This window comes from Serratia sp. DFXYC6, assembly GCF_057196085.1.
Map to the genome: position 1 here is coordinate 247326 of NZ_JBXUNV010000002.1, position 15791 is coordinate 263116.

Here is a 15791-nt window from a genome sequence, read left to right on the forward strand (position 1 = left end):
TAATCAGTCAGTTATTGCGCCAAATCGCAAAATAACCGCTCTTTGCGTAAGGAATTACCACAGGCGGCGTTTCAACCTTGCTCGGTGAGAACTGCGGGTACAGGCTCATCATGCACGCTTTATTATCCCGCAGTTAACACATTGATTACAATCCATCGGCAGCGATCGTCTTATCAATGTGGTGAAAAAGCGCCGGATGCGATTTGCGCCGGGGCATATTGTCAGCCGCCGCGCCATTGCTTAAGCTAGCCGCAATGAACAAACCGAGAATCCCCATCGCGCTGCAACAAGCGGTGATGCGCTGCCTGCGAGAAAAGCTGCAGTTGGCCCGCCAGCATTTTGCCGTCGAATTCCCCGAACCCAGCATCGTCTATCAGCAACGCGGCACCAGCGCGGGCACCGCCTGGCTGCAAAGCTGGGAAATCCGTCTGAACCCGGTGCTGCTGCTGGAAAACCAACAGCCGTTTATCGATGAAGTGGTGCCGCACGAACTGGCGCACCTGCTGGTGTTTCGCCAATTCGGCCGGGTAGCGCCGCACGGCCGCGAATGGCGCTGGATGATGGAAAGCGTGCTGCTGACGCCCGCCAGCCGCACTCATCGTTTCGAAACCGCCTCGGTGCAAAGCAAAACCTTCCCCTACCGCTGCGGCTGCGGGCAGCACCAGCTCACCATTCGCCGCCATAACCGCGTGCTGCGCGGCGAAAGCGAATACCGCTGCCGCCGGTGCGGCGAAAAACTGAAATTTCTTGCTAGCGAGAACCTTTAGTTAAACGATTTATACGTTAAAACAAGTAAATATCGCCATTTGCCACTGCCGACAAGTTCCGTTACCCTGCCTGCTTTTCCAATTTTGAGCTGTTTTGGAATATGCTTCGCAGAATTTTGTTTATGGCGGTTTTCGCCGCAGGCGCCGCACAGGCGCACGGCATCAATAACTTCTCTCAGGCCAAGACGGCGGCGGCCAAGATTAACCAGGATGCGCCGGGCAGCTTTTACTGCGGCTGCCGCATCGACTGGCAAGGCAAGAAGGGCATTCCCGATCTCGCCGGCTGCGGCTATCAGGTGCGTAAAAACGCCCAACGCGCGCAGCGCATCGAGTGGGAACACGTGGTGCCGGCCTGGCAGTTCGGCCACCAGCTGCAGTGCTGGCAAGACGGCGGGCGCAAAAACTGCAACAAGGACGCCACCTATCGCCAGATAGAAACCGATCTGCACAACCTGCAGCCGGCGATCGGCGAAGTGAACGGCGACCGCAACAACTTCATGTACAGCCAATGGAACGGCGGCGCAGGCCAGTACGGGCAATGCCCAATGAAGGTGGACTTCAAGAATAAACAGGCGGAGCCGCCCGCCCGCGCCCGCGGCGCCATTGCCCGCACCTACTTCTACATGCGCGATCGCTACCAGCTGCGGCTGTCACGCCAGCAAACCCAGCTGTTCGAGGTGTGGAACCGGCAATATCCGGTGAGCCAATGGGAATGTCAGCGCGAAGCACGTATCGCCAAGGTGCAGGGCAACCACAACCCCTATATTCAACAGGCTTGTCAGCAGCGGAAAAGCTAACCTACTATAGCCTTTATCTTTCATGGCGCCGCCAACCTGCGGCGCCGTTTCGTCAGGATCAGACTACCCATGCGCATACCCCGCATTTACCATCCGCAGCCGTTGACCGACCGGGCGGAGATCGCCCTCAGCGAGGACGCCGCCAACCACGTCGGGCGCGTGCTGCGCATGAGCGCCGGCCAGGCGCTGCAGTTGTTCGATGGCAGCAACCAGGTGTTCGACGCCGAAATAATCCGGGTGGACAAAAAGAGCGTGCTGGTGCGCCTTGGCGACGGCCGCGTGGATGACATCGAATCGCCGCTCAACCTGCATCTGGGCCAGGTGATCTCGCGCGGCGAGAAGATGGAGTTCACCATCCAGAAATCCATCGAGCTGGGCGTCAACGTCATCACCCCGCTGTTTTCCGAGCGCTGCGGCGTGAAGTTGGACGGCGAGCGTCTGGCGAAGAAAATCCAGCAATGGCAAAAGATCGCCATCGCCGCCTGCGAACAGTGCGGCCGCAACCGCATTCCCGAAATCCGCGAGGCGATGTCGCTGGAGGCCTGGTGCGCCGAGCAGGACGGCAGCCTGAAACTCAACCTGCACCCGCGCGCCAGCCACAGCATCAACACGCTGCCGCAGCCGGTGGATCGCGTTCGCCTGCTGATAGGCCCGGAAGGCGGTTTGTCCGCCGACGAAATCGCCATGACCACCGACCACGGATTTACTGATATTCTGCTGGGACCACGCGTTCTGCGTACCGAAACCACAGCGCTCACCGCCATTACCGCTCTGCAGGTTCGCTTCGGCGACCTGGGTTAAAGGAGAAAAGATGATTAAGCTCGGCATCGTGATGGACCCTATCGATTCCATCAACATCAAGAAAGACACCAGCTTCGCCATGCTGCTCGAAGCGCAGCGCCGCGGTTACGAATTGCACTACATGGAGATGAACGATCTCTATCTGCATGCCGGTGACGGGCGCGCACACACCCGCCTGCTGAGCGTGAAGGAAGACAAGGAGAGCTGGTTCAGCTTCGGCGCCGAGCAGGATCTGGCGCTGCACGAGCTGGACGTGATCCTGATGCGCAAAGATCCGCCGTTCGATACCGAATACATCTACGCGACCTACATTCTGGAACGCGCCGAAGTTAAAGGCACGCTGGTGGTCAACAAGCCGCAAAGCCTGCGCGACTGCAACGAGAAGCTGTTCACCGCCTGGTTCCCGGAGCTGACGCCGGATACGCTGGTCAGCCGCAGCGCCGCGCACATCCGCAAATTCCACCAGCAGCACGGCGACATCATCCTGAAGCCGCTGGACGGTATGGGCGGCGCGTCGATCTTCCGCGTGAAGCAGGACGATCCTAACCTGTCGGTGATCATCGAAACCCTGACCGAACACGGCAGCCGTTTCTGCATGGCGCAGAACTTCCTGCCGGCGATCAAGGACGGCGACAAGCGCATCCTGGTGGTGGACGGCGAGCCGGTGCCTTACTGCCTGGCGCGCATTCCTGCGCAGGGCGAGACCCGCGGCAACCTGGCGGCCGGCGGCCGCGGCGAAGCGCGCCCGCTGAGCGAGAGCGACTGGAAAATCGCCCGCACCGTCGCCCCGACGCTGAAAGAGAAAGGGCTGATCTTCGTCGGCCTGGACGTGATCGGCGATCGCCTGACTGAAATCAACGTCACCAGCCCGACCTGCGCGCGCGAGATCGAGGCGGCATTCCCGATTTCGATTACCGGCATGCTGATGGACGCGATTGAAAAGCGCCTGGCGGCGAAGTAATGCGCAATGCGGGCGGCATGCCGCCCGCTGTTCTGCATGGCGCCCGCCAAAGCGCGCCTTTGCGCGCGGCTTGAAAGGCGGCGGGTATAGCCGCATACTGGCGGCTGTTTATTTTCTCACCCATTGATTACCTTATACTAACGCCATGAATTTACAGCACCATTTTCTGATCGCCATGCCAACGCTGCAGGATCCTCGCTTCAAGCGCTCGGTGATTTACATTTGCGAGCACAATGAAGAAGGCGCCATGGGTTTGGTGATCAATAAACCGGTGGAGCAGTTCACGGTAGCCACGGTGCTGAGCAAGCTGAAGATCATGCCGCCTGCGCGCGATCCGGCCATCAGCCTGGACAAGCCGGTGTTCGCCGGCGGCCCCCTGGCGGACGATCGCGGGTTTATCCTGCATACGCCGCGCCACGGCTTCGGCGCCAGCATTCAAATTTCGCCCAACACCATGATCACCACCTCGAAAGACGTGCTGGAAACGCTCGGCACGCCGGAGCAACCGGACGACGTGCTGGTGGCGCTGGGCTATGCGGGTTGGGAAAAGGGCCAGCTGGAGCAGGAAGTATTGGAAAACGCCTGGCTGACCATCGAAGCCAACACCGACATTTTGTTCCGCACGCCGATCGCCAGCCGCTGGCGCGAGGCGGGGAACCTTCTGGGTATCGACATTCGCAGCATCGCCAACCACGCAGGACACGCCTGATGAGTAACCGCACCATTATCGCCTTCGACTTCGGCACCAAAAGCATCGGCGCGGCCGTCGGCCAGGAGTTGACCGGCAGCGCCCGAGCCCTGCCGGCTTTCAAAGCGCAGGACGGTTCGCCGGACTGGCTGAAAATCGAAAAACTGCTGAAGGAGTGGCAGCCGGATTTGGTGGTGGTCGGCCTGCCGCTGAACATGGACGGCACCGAACAGCCCGTTACCGCCCAGGCGCGCAAGTTCGCCAACCGCCTGCACGGCCGCTTCGGCATCCAGATCGATCTGCATGACGAGCGCCTGAGCACCGTAGAGGCGCGCGCCAACCTGTTCGATCGCGGCGGCTTCCGCGCCCTTGATAAAGGCAGCGTGGACTCCGCCTCCGCGGTGGTGATCCTCGAAAGCTGGTTCGAACGGCAGCTGGGCTAACCCCTCGTTCCCTCCCCCGCGCACTCCCCCAACACGCCGGCGTCGATCCGCTGCTGCAAACCTTGCTCAAAGGTTTGCATGCCCGACTGTGCGCCGGTTTGCAACACGCTCGCCAACTGATGGGTTTTCCCTTCGCGGATCAGGTTGCTGACCGCCGCCGTCGCCGTCAGCACTTCAAAGATCGCCACGCGTCCGCCGCCAGGGCGCCTCATCAGCTTTTGCGCGATCACCGCTTGCAGGCTGCCCGCCAGCTGGGCGCGCACATAGGGTTTTTCTTCCGCCGGAAACACGTCCACCAGCCGTTCCACCGCCTGCGGCGCGCTGCGGGTGTGCAGCGTCGTCAGCACCAGGTGGCCGGTCTCCGCCGCAGTGAGCGCCAGCCGGATGGTGGCGGTATCGCGCAGCTCGCCCAGCAGGATCACATCCGGATCTTCGCGCAGCGCGGCGCGCAACGCCGCATCGAAGCTGTGGCTGTCGCGGCCGATCTCCCGCTGCTGGATCAGCGATCGCCGGCTGCGGTGCAGGAATTCGATCGGATCCTCCAGCGTCAAAACGTGCCGCGACTGGTGCCGGTTGATCTCGTCGATCATCGCCGCCAGCGTGGTGGACTTGCCGCTGCCGGTGGCGCCGGTGACCAGGATCAATCCGTCGGCGCGCCGCAGCAGCGCCGGGACGATGGCCGGCGCCGCCAGCGCGGCAAGCGAAGGCGACTGCCCGGCGATACGCCGCAACGCGAGAGAAATTCCCGCGCTTTGCTGAAAAACGTTGGCCCGCAGCCGCTCCCCGCTCGGCCTGTGCAGCGCCAGATCGACCTGCCCCAGCCGCCGCAGGCTCTCGCGCTGCTGCGCATTCAGCAATCCGTCGCAGAGGGCCTGCGCGCCTTGCGCCGTCAGCGTTGGCGCCGCCGCCAGCGACTGCAGTTCACCGTCGATGCGCAACATCGGCGGATGACCGGCACAAAGGTGCAGATCGGAAGCATTATGCTTTACACTAAGGGCCACGAATTCATCGATATCCATATCACTCTCCCGGGTCAATAATGAGCACTATCCAACAGAACCTGCAGGATGTCAGAAACCGCATCGCGGCCGCCGCGCAAAACTGCGCGCGGGCGCCAGAAGAAGTTGCCCTGCTTGCCGTCAGCAAAACCAAACCTGTGGCGGCGATCGAAGAAGCCATCGCCGCCGGCCAGCGCGCCTTCGGCGAGAACTACGTGCAGGAAGGGGTAGACAAGATCCGGCATTTCGCCGAGTCGCCGCAAAGCGGCGAGTTGGTGTGGCACTTTATAGGCCCGCTGCAATCCAATAAGAGTCGGCTGGTGGCGGAACACTTCGCCTGGTGCCATACCGTGGATCGGCTGCGCATCGCCCAACGCTTGAGCGATCAGCGCCCGGCCGACATGCCGCCGCTCAACGTGCTGATTCAAATCAACATCAGCGACGAGCAAAGCAAATCCGGCATTGCGTTGGCCGAACTGCCGGCGTTGGCCGAAGCGATCGCCGCGCTGCCGAACCTGACGCTGCGCGGCCTGATGGCTATTCCGGCGCCGGAAGCGGATTATCAGCGGCAGCTGGCGGTATTCAGCCGGATGAACGACGCATTTCTCGCCCTGCGTCAGCGTTATCCGCAGGCCGATACGCTGTCGATGGGCATGACGGACGATATGGCGGCGGCGATCGCTGCCGGCAGCACCCTGGTGCGCATCGGCACCGCAATTTTTGGCGCCCGCGACTACTCGCAGGCCTGACACACAGACGAGGGATTTGATGCAACATCGCAAGATTACCTTTATCGGCGCCGGCAACATGGCGCGTGCAATCATCGCTGGCCTGGTGGCGGGCGGCTATCCAGCCAAATCCATCAGCGTCTGCGCCCCTTCGCCGAAAAACCGTGATGCGCTGGCTGCAGACTACGGCATCGTCAGCAGCGGCGACAACGTCGCCTGCGCGCGTGAAGCCGAGGTGGTGGTGCTGGCGGTCAAACCGCAGATGATGGCCGACGTGTGTCAGCCGCTGCGCGAACAGGTCGATTTCAGCGGCAAGCTGGTGCTGTCGATCGCCGCCGGCATTCAGGTCAGCCGTTTCTATCAGCTGCTCGGCGACCAACTGGACATCGTGCGCATCATGCCCAACACTCCGTCGCTGGTCGGCAAGGGCATGAGCGGGCTGTACGCACCGGCGCAGGTCAGCCAGCGGGATCGCGATTACACCGGCGATTTAATGGCGTCGGTCGGTAAAGTTTGCTGGGTCGATGACGAAAATGGCATTAACGGCGTGATCGCCGCCGCGGGCAGCGCCCCGGCCTATTTCTTCCTGTTTATGGAAGCGATGCAAAAAGAGGCCGAGCGCATGGGCTTCGACAGCCAGACCGCGCGCGATCTGGTGCAGCAGGCCGCTTCCGGCGCCGCCGCGCTGGTTGAAGCCAACCCGGATACGCCGCTGGGCACGCTGCGCGAGCAGGTGACCTCCAAAGGCGGCACCACCGCCGAAGCGCTGCGGGTGTTCAACGAACGCCAACTGCCGGAAACCGTGGGGCAAGCGATGCAGGCCGCCGTTTCCCGCGCCCAAGAGATGGAAAAATTATTTTAAATAACCGCGAGTTAAGGAGAAGGACCACTTCATGCTAACGCTGACTTTCCTGGTCAAGACCGTTATTGATCTGTACGTGATGGTGCTGTTGCTGCGCATTTGGATGCAGTGGGCGCGCACCGATTTTTACAACCCGTTCTCACAGTTTGTGGTGAAGATCACCCAGCCGGTGGTCGGCCCACTGCGCCGCATCATTCCGTCACTGGGGCCCATCGACAGCGCTTCGCTGCTGCTGGCGTTCCTGCTGATGACCATCAAGTACCCGCTGCTGCTGCTGATTCAGGGCGGCGCGATGTCGCTCAGCCCGTATAACCTGCTGTTCGGCCTGATCTCGCTGGTGAAGTCCGCCGGCTACCTGATCTTCTGGGTGATGATCATTCGTGCGCTGATGAGCTGGATAAGCCAGGGCCGCAGCCCGATCGACTACGTGATGTACCAACTGACCGAACCCTTGATGGCGCCGATCCGTCGCATCATCCCGGCGATGGGCGGCATCGACTTTTCCGCCATGGTGGTGATCCTGATCCTCTATTTGATCAACTACCTGGGCATGGATGTGTTCGGTGAGATCTGGTTCCTGCTGTGAGTGCAGTCACTCCGGTGCTGGACGGGCTGGCGATCAGGCTATATATTCAGCCGAAAGCCAGCCGCGACCAAATTATCGGCTTGCATGGCGACGAACTGAAAGTCGCCATCACCGCCCCGCCGGTCGACGGCCAAGCCAACGCCCATTTGATCAAGTTTATCGCCAAGCAGTTCAAAGTGGCGAAAAGCAACGTCACCATCGAGAAAGGCGAACTGGGGCGGCATAAACAGTTACGCATCGTGAATCCGCAACAGATCCCCGCCGTGGTCGCGGCGCTCATCGAATAATTTTCAAGGTAGTCATTATGCAAAAAGTCGTTCTTGCCACCGGTAACCCGGGCAAAGTGCGCGAACTCGCCGACCTGTTGGCCGATTTCGGCCTGGACGTGGTCGCGCAAACCGATCTGGGCGTGGAGTCCGCCGAAGAGACCGGCCTGACGTTTATCGAAAACGCCATTCTGAAAGCGCGCCATGCGGCACAGGTCACCGGCCTGCCGGCGATCGCCGACGACTCCGGCCTGGCGGTAGATGCGCTGGGCGGCGCGCCGGGCATCTACTCCGCGCGCTACGCCGGTGAAGATGCCGACGATCGGCAGAACCTCGACAAGCTGCTGGCGGCGATGAAAGACGTAGCGCCGGGCCAGCGCGGCGCGCAATTCCATTGCGTGCTGGTCTATCTGCGCCATGCGGCAGACCCGACGCCGCTGGTGTTCCACGGCAGTTGGGCCGGCGAAATCACCGAGCAGGCCGCCGGTGAAGGCGGCTTCGGTTACGATCCTGTCTTCTACGTGCCAGAGCTGGGCCGCACCGCCGCCGAGCTGAGCCGCGACGAGAAGCGGGCGATTTCGCACCGCGGCAAGGCGCTGAAGCTGATGTTGGAAGCCATGCGCAATGCTTAAGCTGCCCCCGCTGAGTCTCTACATCCATATCCCGTGGTGCGTGCAGAAATGCCCGTACTGCGACTTCAACTCCCATGCCCTGAAGGGTGACGTGCCGCATCAGGAGTATGTCGATCATCTATTAGCGGATCTGGATGCCGATCTGCCGCTGGCCGGCGGCCGGGAAATCAGCACTATCTTTATCGGCGGCGGCACCCCCAGCCTGCTGAGCGCCGAGGCGATGCAAGCCTTGCTGGACGGCGTGCGGGCGCGCATTCGCGTCGCCGACGACGCCGAAATCACCATGGAAGCCAATCCCGGCACCGTGGAGGCCGATCGCTTCAGCGGCTACCAGCGCGCCGGCGTCAACCGCATCTCCATCGGGGTGCAAAGCTTCAGCGCCGAGAAGCTGAACCGTCTGGGGCGCATCCACGGCCCGGAAGAAGCCAAACGCGCGGCGACGCTGGCGACCGATCTTGGCCTGCGCAGCTTCAACCTCGATCTGATGCACGGCCTGCCGGATCAGTCGCTGGAAGAGGCGCTGGACGATCTGCGCCAGGCTATCGCCCTCAATCCGCCGCATCTGTCGTGGTATCAGCTGACCATCGAACCGAACACCCTGTTCAGCTCACGCCCGCCGGTTTTGCCGGACGACGACGCGCTGTGGGACATCTTCGAACGCGGCCACCAGTTGCTGAGCGCCGCCGGATACCAGCAGTATGAAACCTCGGCCTACGCCAAATCAGGCTACCAATGCCAGCACAACCTCAACTACTGGCGCTTTGGCGACTATCTGGGGATCGGCTGCGGCGCGCACGGCAAGGTGACCTTCAGCGACGGGCGTATCCTGCGCACCGCCAAGACCAAGCACCCGCGCGGCTTTATGCGCGGCGACTACATGGACAAGCAGCATGAGGTGGCGGCGGCGGATCGGCCGTTCGAGTTCTTCATGAACCGCTTCCGCTTGCTGGAAGCCGCGCCGCGCGCCGACTTCGTCAACTACACCGGGCTGGCGGAAAGCGTCATTCGCCCGCAGTTGGACGAGGCGCTGGCCAAAGGCTATCTGGAAGAAACCGCGGTGCACTGGCAGATCACCGAGAAGGGCAAACTGTTCCTCAACTCGCTGCTGGAACTGTTCCTGGCGGACGACGAGTAAAAAAAAGCGCTGAATAATCAGCGCTTTTTTTCATGTTCAGGCGACATTATGAGGGCGATGCGTCACGTCGCCACGCCCCTTCAGCAATCCCTCAACGGAAACATCCTCGTCCAACGCATCCCAATGGATGCCGCGAGCGCTGAGTTCATACTCTGCCCGCTGTTCTTGCGTCGCATTCAACAAACGCGGAAACCAGGCCAGTGGCACGCCAATAATTCGGGCGTCGCTCAGTTCGACCCACATCGTCGCATCGTCAAAGCTGACGCGTTTAGCCGAAATACTCATGCCAAGCCTCCAAAAACAATGCCTGATAGGTATCAACCAGACCCGCCAGCTCTTTTAGCGTTCTGGCGTTAAAGCCGTCATTACGCGCCAACTGCACGCCAGGAACCAACCAGAATTTCGCTTCAGCCTCAGCGTCTCTGATATGAACATGCGGCGGCTCAAGCGGGTCACCCTCGTTGGAATAAAAAAAGAACCTGTAGCCTTTATAACGGAATATCACTGGCATCAATGCAAAATCCTTTTGCCGATTGATTATAGTTTAGCCAGTTTGTCAGATAGCCGTCGTGAGGTCAAAAACGCACGGCGGCTACGCCTATCCGTTACTTCAACGCCTTCAGCAGATCCTTGCGCTGGGTTTCCAGTGCGGTGACGCGGTTGCACACATCATGGCCGAAGTTCTGGAAGTCCTGCTCCTGATTGTTCCATTCGTTCTGGATCGCCTTCTGCAAGCCGCCCAGGTTGCCCATGATCGCCTGCAGCGGGTTACCGCCGCTGTTGGCGGCCTGTTTGACGCCCATTTCGTTCAGGCTGTCCTGCAGCACGCCGCCCATGCTCTGCTGCACGATGTTGCGGCCGTCCTGTTCCACCTGGTCGATCGCCTTGTGGTGGAAGGTCAGGCCGTCGCTGCGGTGCTCGATGATGCGGTTCATCTGCTGTTTCAGCTGGCCATTCAGGGTGGTCAGCCGGTTGCGCACGTTGCTGTTGCTGCCCAGCTCTTTGACGATCACTTTATCCAGCGCTGCGCGGGCTTTCTCCAGGTGTTTCTGCGCGCCGTCGTCGATCCACGGCAGTTGCTTGCGCAGCGCGCTCTGGTAACTGAAGGCTTTCTGCCGCTGGCTGTCGTTCAGGCTCAGCGCCTGGCCGTTGCGGATCACGTCGCCATCCGGCGAGATTTGCAGGTCGCCGCTGGCGCCTTTCACCTGCACGCTCTGCGGGCTGATGATCACATCGTCCTGGGGTTTAACGCTGCATTGGTACTCGGCGTGGGCCTGCGCGGCAGTCGCCGCCAGCAGCAGTAAGGCTAACCCGGTTTTCTTCAACATAGCTTCTCCTGACTCCCATCCAGACTGGGATTAAAAAATCGAACGACCGATACGTTGAGACAACAGTTCCAGCGCCGCAGTTCCCGCCAGCGAGTTGCCGGAAGCATCCAGCTCCGGCGACCAGACGACGATCGACAGCTCGTCCGGCACGATGGCCACGATGCCGCCGCCCACGCCGGACTTGCCCGGCATTCCCACCCGATAGGCGAATTCGCCGGCGCCGTCGTACATGCCGCTGGTCATCATCAGGGCGTTGATCTGCCGGGCCTGCAGCGGGCTAATCACCGCCTCGCCGCTGAGATCGCGGCCGTGATTGGCCAGATAGACGAAGCTGCGCGCCAGCTCCACGCAGCTCATGCGCAGCGCGCAGTAGTGGAAATAGGTTTGCAGCACGGTGATCACGTCGTTCTCGAAGTTGCCAAACGACTTCATCAGATAGGCGATGGCCGCATTGCGATCGGAGTGTTCGAATTCGGAACGCGCCACCCGCAGGTCATAGGCCAGATCGTCTTCGCCGGCCAGCTGACGCACCACCTCCAGCATGCGCTGTTTGGGGGCGCTGAGCCGGGTTTGCAGCATGTCGCACACCACCAGCGCGCCGGGGTTGATAAACGGATTGCGCGGTTTGCCCTGCTCCATCTCCAGCTGCAGCAGCGAATTGAACGGCAGGCCGGAAGGCTCTTTGCCGACGCGCCGCCAGATCTCAGGCTCCTGATAGCGCGTCAGCGCCAGCGTCAGGCTCAGCACTTTGGAGATCGACTGGATGGAGAAGCGCTCCGCGGCGTCGCCGGCCTGGAACAGTTCGCCGTCCACCGTGCACACGGCGATCGCCAACCGGTCGGCGGGCACTTCCGCCAACGCCGGGATGTAGTCGGCCACTTTCCCCTGGCCAATCAGCGGGCGCACCTGTTGCAGGATCTCCTCCAGCAACGCGTTATCCAATGTTGTTACCACCTCGGTCACACTCCGGGCAAAACAAAGGCGCCGTTAAGGCACCTTAGATCAATAAAACGGCGCGGCGCGAAGCCGCGCTCATCGGGCAAGCGCGATCAATCCCACCAGATATCGAACAGATCGCTGACCTTAACGTCGGTCAGTTTGCGCGCTTCCAGCCAGTTTTTCACCAGTTCGCGATGCTCGTCGGTGCAGTGGCCGATCTTCTGCAGGCAGATCAGACCTTCCCACTGCAGGTAGCCGCTGCCGTCAAACGCCAGGCCGTTCGGCTCGATCACTTCATCGATGAAGGTATCCAGCGTGCTGTCGATGTCTTCCACCGACGTGCCTTCGGCAAAACGCCAGGCTACGGAGAAACCCAGCTCCTGAAATTCTTCAATGTGCAACTTTTTACGTAAACGACGACTGCGGTTCTTAGCCATTATTCTTTCCTCTCAAACATCAAGTCCCAAACGCCATGTCCCAGGCGCTGGCCGCGTAATTCAAATTTCGTCAGCGGGCGCGAATCCGGACGCGGCACGTAATCATTATCGCTGGAAAGATTACGGTAGCCTGCGACCCCGTTCATAACCTCTAACATATGTTCCGCATAAGGTTGCCAATCGGTAGCCATGTGGAAGACCCCGCCGGTCTTCAGCTTGCGCAGCACCAGTTCGACAAACGGCGTTTGCACGATGCGGCGCTTGTTGTGGCGCGCCTTGTGCCACGGATCAGGGAAGAACAGCTGCACCATGTCCAGCGAGCCGTCCGGGATCATGTTTTCCAGCACTTCAACCGCATCGTGGCACATCACGCGCAGGTTGCTCAGCTTCGCCTCGTGGGCGTCGGCCAGGCAGGCGCCCACGCCCGGCGAGTGCACTTCGATCCCTAAAAAGTTCTGCTGCGGATTGTTGCCCGCCATGGTCACCAGCGAGGCGCCCATGCCAAAACCGATCTCCAGCACCGTCGGCGCTTCGCGGCCGAACAGCGCGGCGAGATCGACAGCGTCAGCCTGATACTCCACGCCCATCACCGGCCAATAGTTCTCCAGCGCGTGCTGCTGGCCTTTGGTCAGCCGCCCCTGGCGGCGGACAAAACTGCGGATACGGCGCATCGCGCGGCCGTTCTCATCAAATTCCGGGGAGATGACGTCATTAATCATAGTGCTTTCTGTCTGTTTGGCTGCCAATTAGGGAAACGCGCATTATGCAAAGATACATTGGTTTAGCAAGTGTTCATCTTCTGTACCCACCGTGCGGCGTCGGAAAGTTCCGGTTTACAGCATCATGACTCTATGCTGCAATCTCGCTTCATTTTCTGCCGGATAACGACGCTGCTCATGATGCAAGCACAACAATTCGCACAGGTGGTGCTTGACTGGTACCAGCGCTACGGTCGCAAGACCCTGCCGTGGCAGCTGGAGAAAACCGCCTATCAAGTATGGCTCTCCGAGGTGATGTTGCAACAGACTCAGGTTGCCACCGTCATTCCTTATTTTCAGCGCTTTATGGCCCGTTTTCCCAACGTGCGCGCGCTGGCGGAGGCTCCGCTGGACGAAGTGCTGCATCTGTGGACCGGCCTCGGTTATTACGCCCGCGCCCGCAACCTGCACAAGGCGGCGCAGACCATTGTCGCACAGCACGGCGGCGAGTTCCCGACAACCTTCGCAGAAATCGCCGATTTACCGGGCGTCGGCCGCTCCACCGCCGGCGCGGTGCTGTCGTTGGCGCTGGGCCAACACTATCCGATCCTCGACGGTAACGTGAAGCGCGTGCTGGCTCGCTGCTACGCGGTGGAAGGCTGGCCGGGCAAGAAAGAAGTCGAAAACCGGCTGTGGAAAATCAGCGAAGAGGTCACCCCGGCGCAGGGCGTCGGCCAGTTCAACCAGGCGATGATGGATCTGGGCGCCATGGTCTGCACTCGTTCCAAGCCCAAGTGTGAACTCTGCCCGCTCAACGTCGGCTGCCTGTCTTATGCCAATCACAGCTGGGCCAACTACCCCGGCAAGAAACCCAAACAGACCCTGCCGGAAAAAACCGCCTACTTCTTATTGCTGCAGCACGGCGACCGCGTGTGGCTGGAGCAGCGCCCGGCGGTGGGCCTGTGGGGCGGCCTGTTCTGCTTCCCACAGTTCAGCGCGCGCGTGGATTTGGAACTCTGGCTGCAGCAGCGCGGTCTGAAAGGCAAGCGCCTGGAACAGCTGACCGCGTTTCGCCACACGTTCAGCCATTTCCATCTCGATATCGTGCCGATGTGGCTGTCGCTCGACGCGGCGGGCAGTGGCATGGATGAGGGCGCGGGTCTCTGGTATAACTTAGCGCAGCCGCCGTCGGTCGGGCTGGCAGCGCCGGTGGATCGCCTGTTGCAACAGCTGGCGAAGCAGCCCCCGATCCAACAAAACTTATATGGCGATAGCGCCATCGACGAGGAATTAGCATGAGCCGCACCATTTTTTGTACTTTCCTGCAGCGCGACGCCGAGGGCCAGGACTTCCAGCTTTATCCCGGCGACGTCGGCAAGCGCATCTACAACGAGATCTCCAAGGAAGCCTGGGGCGAGTGGATGAAGAAGCAGACCATGCTGATCAACGAGAAGAAGCTGAACATGATGAACGTGGATGATCGCAAACTGCTGGAAGAGGAAATGATCAAGTTCCTGTTCGAAGGGCACGACGTGCACATCGAAGGCTATACGCCGCCGAGCGAATAACGCTGTTGGGGCCAGGCGCTGGCCCGCTTCAATCCTCTTATACTTCTTCCAAACGGCTTTAAGATGAAGAAAATTTTAGCTTTGCTCGTAATAGCGCCTTTGCTGATCTCCTGTTCCGGCAAAAAAAGTGAAGAAATCAACGAAGCCTGGATCAAAGACACCAACGGCTTCGACATTCTGATGGGGCAATTCGCTCACAACATCGAGAACATCTGGGGTCTGAACGAAGTTCTGATCGCCGGGCCGAAAGACTACGTCAAATATACCGACCAATACCAAACCCGCAGCCACATCAACTTCGACACCGGTGCCATCACCATCGAAACCATCGCCACCACCGATCCGGCCGCGCACCTGCGCCAGGCGATCATCAGCACGCTGCTGATGGGTGACGATCCGGGTTCCATCGATCTCTATTCCGACGCCAACGATATCCAGATCAGCAAAGAGCCGTTCCTGTACGGCCAGGTGCTGGATAACAAAGGCGCGCCGATCCGCTGGGAATGGCGCGCGGCGCACTTCGCCGATTACCTGCTGCAGACCAAGCTGCAAAAACGCACCTCCGGCCTGCACGTCATCTACTCGGTCACCATCCAACTGGTGCCAAACCACCTGGACAAACGTGCGCATAAATATCTGCCGATGGTGCGCAAGGCGTCGGAAAAATACGGCGTAGACGAGTCGCTGATCCTGGCAATCATGCAGACCGAATCGAGCTTCAACCCCTATGCGGTGAGCGGTTCGGACGCGCTGGGCCTGATGCAGGTGGTGCAGCACACCGCCGGTAAGGATGTGTTCCAGATGCGCGGCAAATGGGGCACCCCGAGCCGCAGCTACCTGTTCGATCCGGAGAACAACATCGACACCGGCACCGCCTACCTGGCGATCCTGCAGAACAACTACCTGGGCGGCATTCAGAACCCGACCTCGCGCCGCTATGCGGTGATCACCGCCTACAACGGCGGCGCCGGCAGCGTGCTGCGGGTGTTCTCCAGCGACAGGACGCGCGCGGTGGGCATCATCAACGGCATGCAGCCGGGCGACGTGTACCAAACGCTGACCACCAAACACCCGGCCGCCGAGTCGCGCCGCTATCTGGTGAAAGTGAATACCGCACAGAAGAGCTACCGCAGAAAGTAGCGCTTCCCGCGTGGAAA

General features: G+C 60.6%; 22 protein-coding genes. 15 read left to right on the forward strand and 7 right to left on the reverse strand.

Annotation, left to right across the window (positions count from 1 at the left end):
• The first annotated feature begins 254 nt into the window (after nt 1-254).
• The 6 genes from AC2CGQ_RS14515 to ruvX all read left to right on the forward strand — a co-directional run bounded on the left by AC2CGQ_RS14515 (nt 255) and on the right by ruvX (nt 4457).
• Entirely contained in the window at nt 255-767 is a 513-nt protein-coding gene (locus AC2CGQ_RS14515) for a SprT family zinc-dependent metalloprotease (protein ID WP_004937462.1), read from the forward strand.
• A gap of 101 nt (nt 768-868) precedes the next feature.
• Entirely contained in the window at nt 869-1564 is a 696-nt protein-coding gene (gene endA / locus AC2CGQ_RS14520) for a deoxyribonuclease I (protein ID WP_160125768.1), read from the forward strand.
• A gap of 69 nt (nt 1565-1633) precedes the next feature.
• Complete coding sequence (gene rsmE, locus AC2CGQ_RS14525; RefSeq protein ID WP_015379044.1) at nt 1634-2365, forward strand: 16S rRNA (uracil(1498)-N(3))-methyltransferase; 732 nt, start codon at nt 1634-1636, stop codon at nt 2363-2365.
• 10 nt (nt 2366-2375) lie between these two features.
• Nucleotides 2376-3326, forward strand: a complete 951-nt coding sequence (gene gshB / locus AC2CGQ_RS14530; protein WP_021504752.1) for a glutathione synthase — start codon at nt 2376-2378, stop codon at nt 3324-3326.
• 145 nt (nt 3327-3471) lie between these two features.
• The gene (locus AC2CGQ_RS14535; protein ID WP_004937452.1) at nt 3472-4035 is read left to right on the forward strand and encodes a YqgE/AlgH family protein; all 564 of its coding nucleotides are present in this window, start codon (nt 3472-3474) and stop codon (nt 4033-4035) included.
• On the forward strand, nt 4035-4457 hold the full coding sequence (gene ruvX / locus AC2CGQ_RS14540) for a Holliday junction resolvase RuvX (RefSeq protein WP_015379046.1): 423 nt from the start codon (nt 4035-4037) through the stop codon (nt 4455-4457). Before AC2CGQ_RS14535 ends, ruvX begins: the two co-directional genes overlap by 1 nt.
• On the opposite strand, the gene AC2CGQ_RS14545 is transcribed toward ruvX, so the two are convergent.
• Nucleotides 4454-5476 carry a type IV pilus twitching motility protein PilT gene (locus tag AC2CGQ_RS14545; protein WP_172574947.1) on the reverse strand — a complete coding sequence of 341 codons (1023 nt, stop codon included), beginning with the start codon at nt 5474-5476 and terminating at the stop codon, nt 4454-4456. The two genes, ruvX and AC2CGQ_RS14545, sit on opposite strands and share 4 nt — an antisense overlap.
• Before the next feature lie 20 nt (nt 5477-5496).
• On the opposite strand from AC2CGQ_RS14545, the gene AC2CGQ_RS14550 reads away from it, so the two are divergent.
• The 6 genes from AC2CGQ_RS14550 to hemW are packed head-to-tail and all read left to right on the forward strand — an operon-like array spanning nt 5497 to nt 9664.
• Entirely contained in the window at nt 5497-6204 is a 708-nt protein-coding gene (locus AC2CGQ_RS14550) for a YggS family pyridoxal phosphate-dependent enzyme (RefSeq protein WP_004937443.1), read from the forward strand.
• A 19-nt stretch (nt 6205-6223) separates the two neighbouring features.
• Complete coding sequence (gene proC / locus AC2CGQ_RS14555; protein WP_033632092.1) at nt 6224-7045, forward strand: pyrroline-5-carboxylate reductase; 822 nt, start codon at nt 6224-6226, stop codon at nt 7043-7045.
• Between the two features lie 31 nt (nt 7046-7076).
• Complete coding sequence (locus tag AC2CGQ_RS14560; RefSeq protein WP_033632091.1) at nt 7077-7631, forward strand: YggT family protein; 555 nt, start codon at nt 7077-7079, stop codon at nt 7629-7631.
• Nucleotides 7628-7918 carry a DUF167 family protein YggU gene (gene yggU, locus AC2CGQ_RS14565; protein WP_004948014.1) on the forward strand — a complete coding sequence of 97 codons (291 nt, stop codon included), beginning with the start codon at nt 7628-7630 and terminating at the stop codon, nt 7916-7918. The genes AC2CGQ_RS14560 and yggU overlap by 4 nt, the downstream gene beginning before the upstream one ends.
• Before the next feature lie 17 nt (nt 7919-7935).
• Entirely contained in the window at nt 7936-8529 is a 594-nt protein-coding gene (locus AC2CGQ_RS14570) for an XTP/dITP diphosphatase (protein ID WP_085337151.1), read from the forward strand.
• Nucleotides 8522-9664, forward strand: a complete 1143-nt coding sequence (gene hemW / locus AC2CGQ_RS14575; RefSeq protein WP_484593739.1) for a radical SAM family heme chaperone HemW — start codon at nt 8522-8524, stop codon at nt 9662-9664. Before AC2CGQ_RS14570 ends, hemW begins: the two co-directional genes overlap by 8 nt.
• Nucleotides 9665-9700: 36 nt before the next feature.
• Here the strand turns inward: hemW and AC2CGQ_RS14580 are convergent, their stop codons facing one another.
• The 6 genes from AC2CGQ_RS14580 to trmB form a co-directional block, all read right to left on the reverse strand.
• Nucleotides 9701-9949, reverse strand: a complete 249-nt coding sequence (locus AC2CGQ_RS14580; RefSeq protein ID WP_484593740.1) for a DUF2442 domain-containing protein — start codon at nt 9947-9949, stop codon at nt 9701-9703.
• Complete coding sequence (locus tag AC2CGQ_RS14585; protein ID WP_004937418.1) at nt 9933-10175, reverse strand: DUF4160 domain-containing protein; 243 nt, start codon at nt 10173-10175, stop codon at nt 9933-9935. The genes AC2CGQ_RS14580 and AC2CGQ_RS14585 overlap by 17 nt, the downstream gene beginning before the upstream one ends.
• A gap of 94 nt (nt 10176-10269) precedes the next feature.
• A complete protein-coding gene (locus tag AC2CGQ_RS14590; protein ID WP_015379052.1) occupies nt 10270-10992 on the reverse strand; it encodes a YggN family protein in 723 nt (240 codons plus the stop codon).
• Nucleotides 10993-11022: 30 nt separating this feature from the next.
• Nucleotides 11023-11946, reverse strand: coding sequence for a glutaminase B (gene glsB, locus AC2CGQ_RS14595; RefSeq protein ID WP_004937414.1), 924 nt, complete (start codon nt 11944-11946; stop codon nt 11023-11025).
• Nucleotides 11947-12041: 95 nt separating this feature from the next.
• Nucleotides 12042-12368: a YggL family protein gene (locus tag AC2CGQ_RS14600; protein ID WP_004937412.1), complete on the reverse strand. Its 327-nt coding sequence runs from the start codon at nt 12366-12368 to the stop codon at nt 12042-12044.
• Nucleotides 12368-13087 carry a tRNA (guanosine(46)-N7)-methyltransferase TrmB gene (trmB, locus tag AC2CGQ_RS14605; RefSeq protein WP_004937410.1) on the reverse strand — a complete coding sequence of 240 codons (720 nt, stop codon included), beginning with the start codon at nt 13085-13087 and terminating at the stop codon, nt 12368-12370. Before trmB ends, AC2CGQ_RS14600 begins: the two co-directional genes overlap by 1 nt.
• Nucleotides 13088-13264: 177 nt before the next feature.
• On the opposite strand from trmB, the gene mutY reads away from it, so the two are divergent.
• The 3 genes from mutY to mltC all read left to right on the forward strand — a co-directional run bounded on the left by mutY (nt 13265) and on the right by mltC (nt 15774).
• Nucleotides 13265-14365 (forward strand): A/G-specific adenine glycosylase, encoded by a 1101-nt coding sequence (mutY, locus tag AC2CGQ_RS14610; RefSeq protein WP_004937408.1) that lies wholly within the window; start codon nt 13265-13267, stop codon nt 14363-14365.
• On the forward strand, nt 14362-14634 hold the full coding sequence (locus tag AC2CGQ_RS14615) for an oxidative damage protection protein (protein ID WP_004937404.1): 273 nt from the start codon (nt 14362-14364) through the stop codon (nt 14632-14634). The genes mutY and AC2CGQ_RS14615 overlap by 4 nt, the downstream gene beginning before the upstream one ends.
• A gap of 63 nt (nt 14635-14697) precedes the next feature.
• Nucleotides 14698-15774 carry a membrane-bound lytic murein transglycosylase MltC gene (gene mltC, locus AC2CGQ_RS14620; RefSeq protein ID WP_004937402.1) on the forward strand — a complete coding sequence of 359 codons (1077 nt, stop codon included), beginning with the start codon at nt 14698-14700 and terminating at the stop codon, nt 15772-15774.
• The last annotated feature ends 17 nt before the right edge of the window (nt 15775-15791 follow it).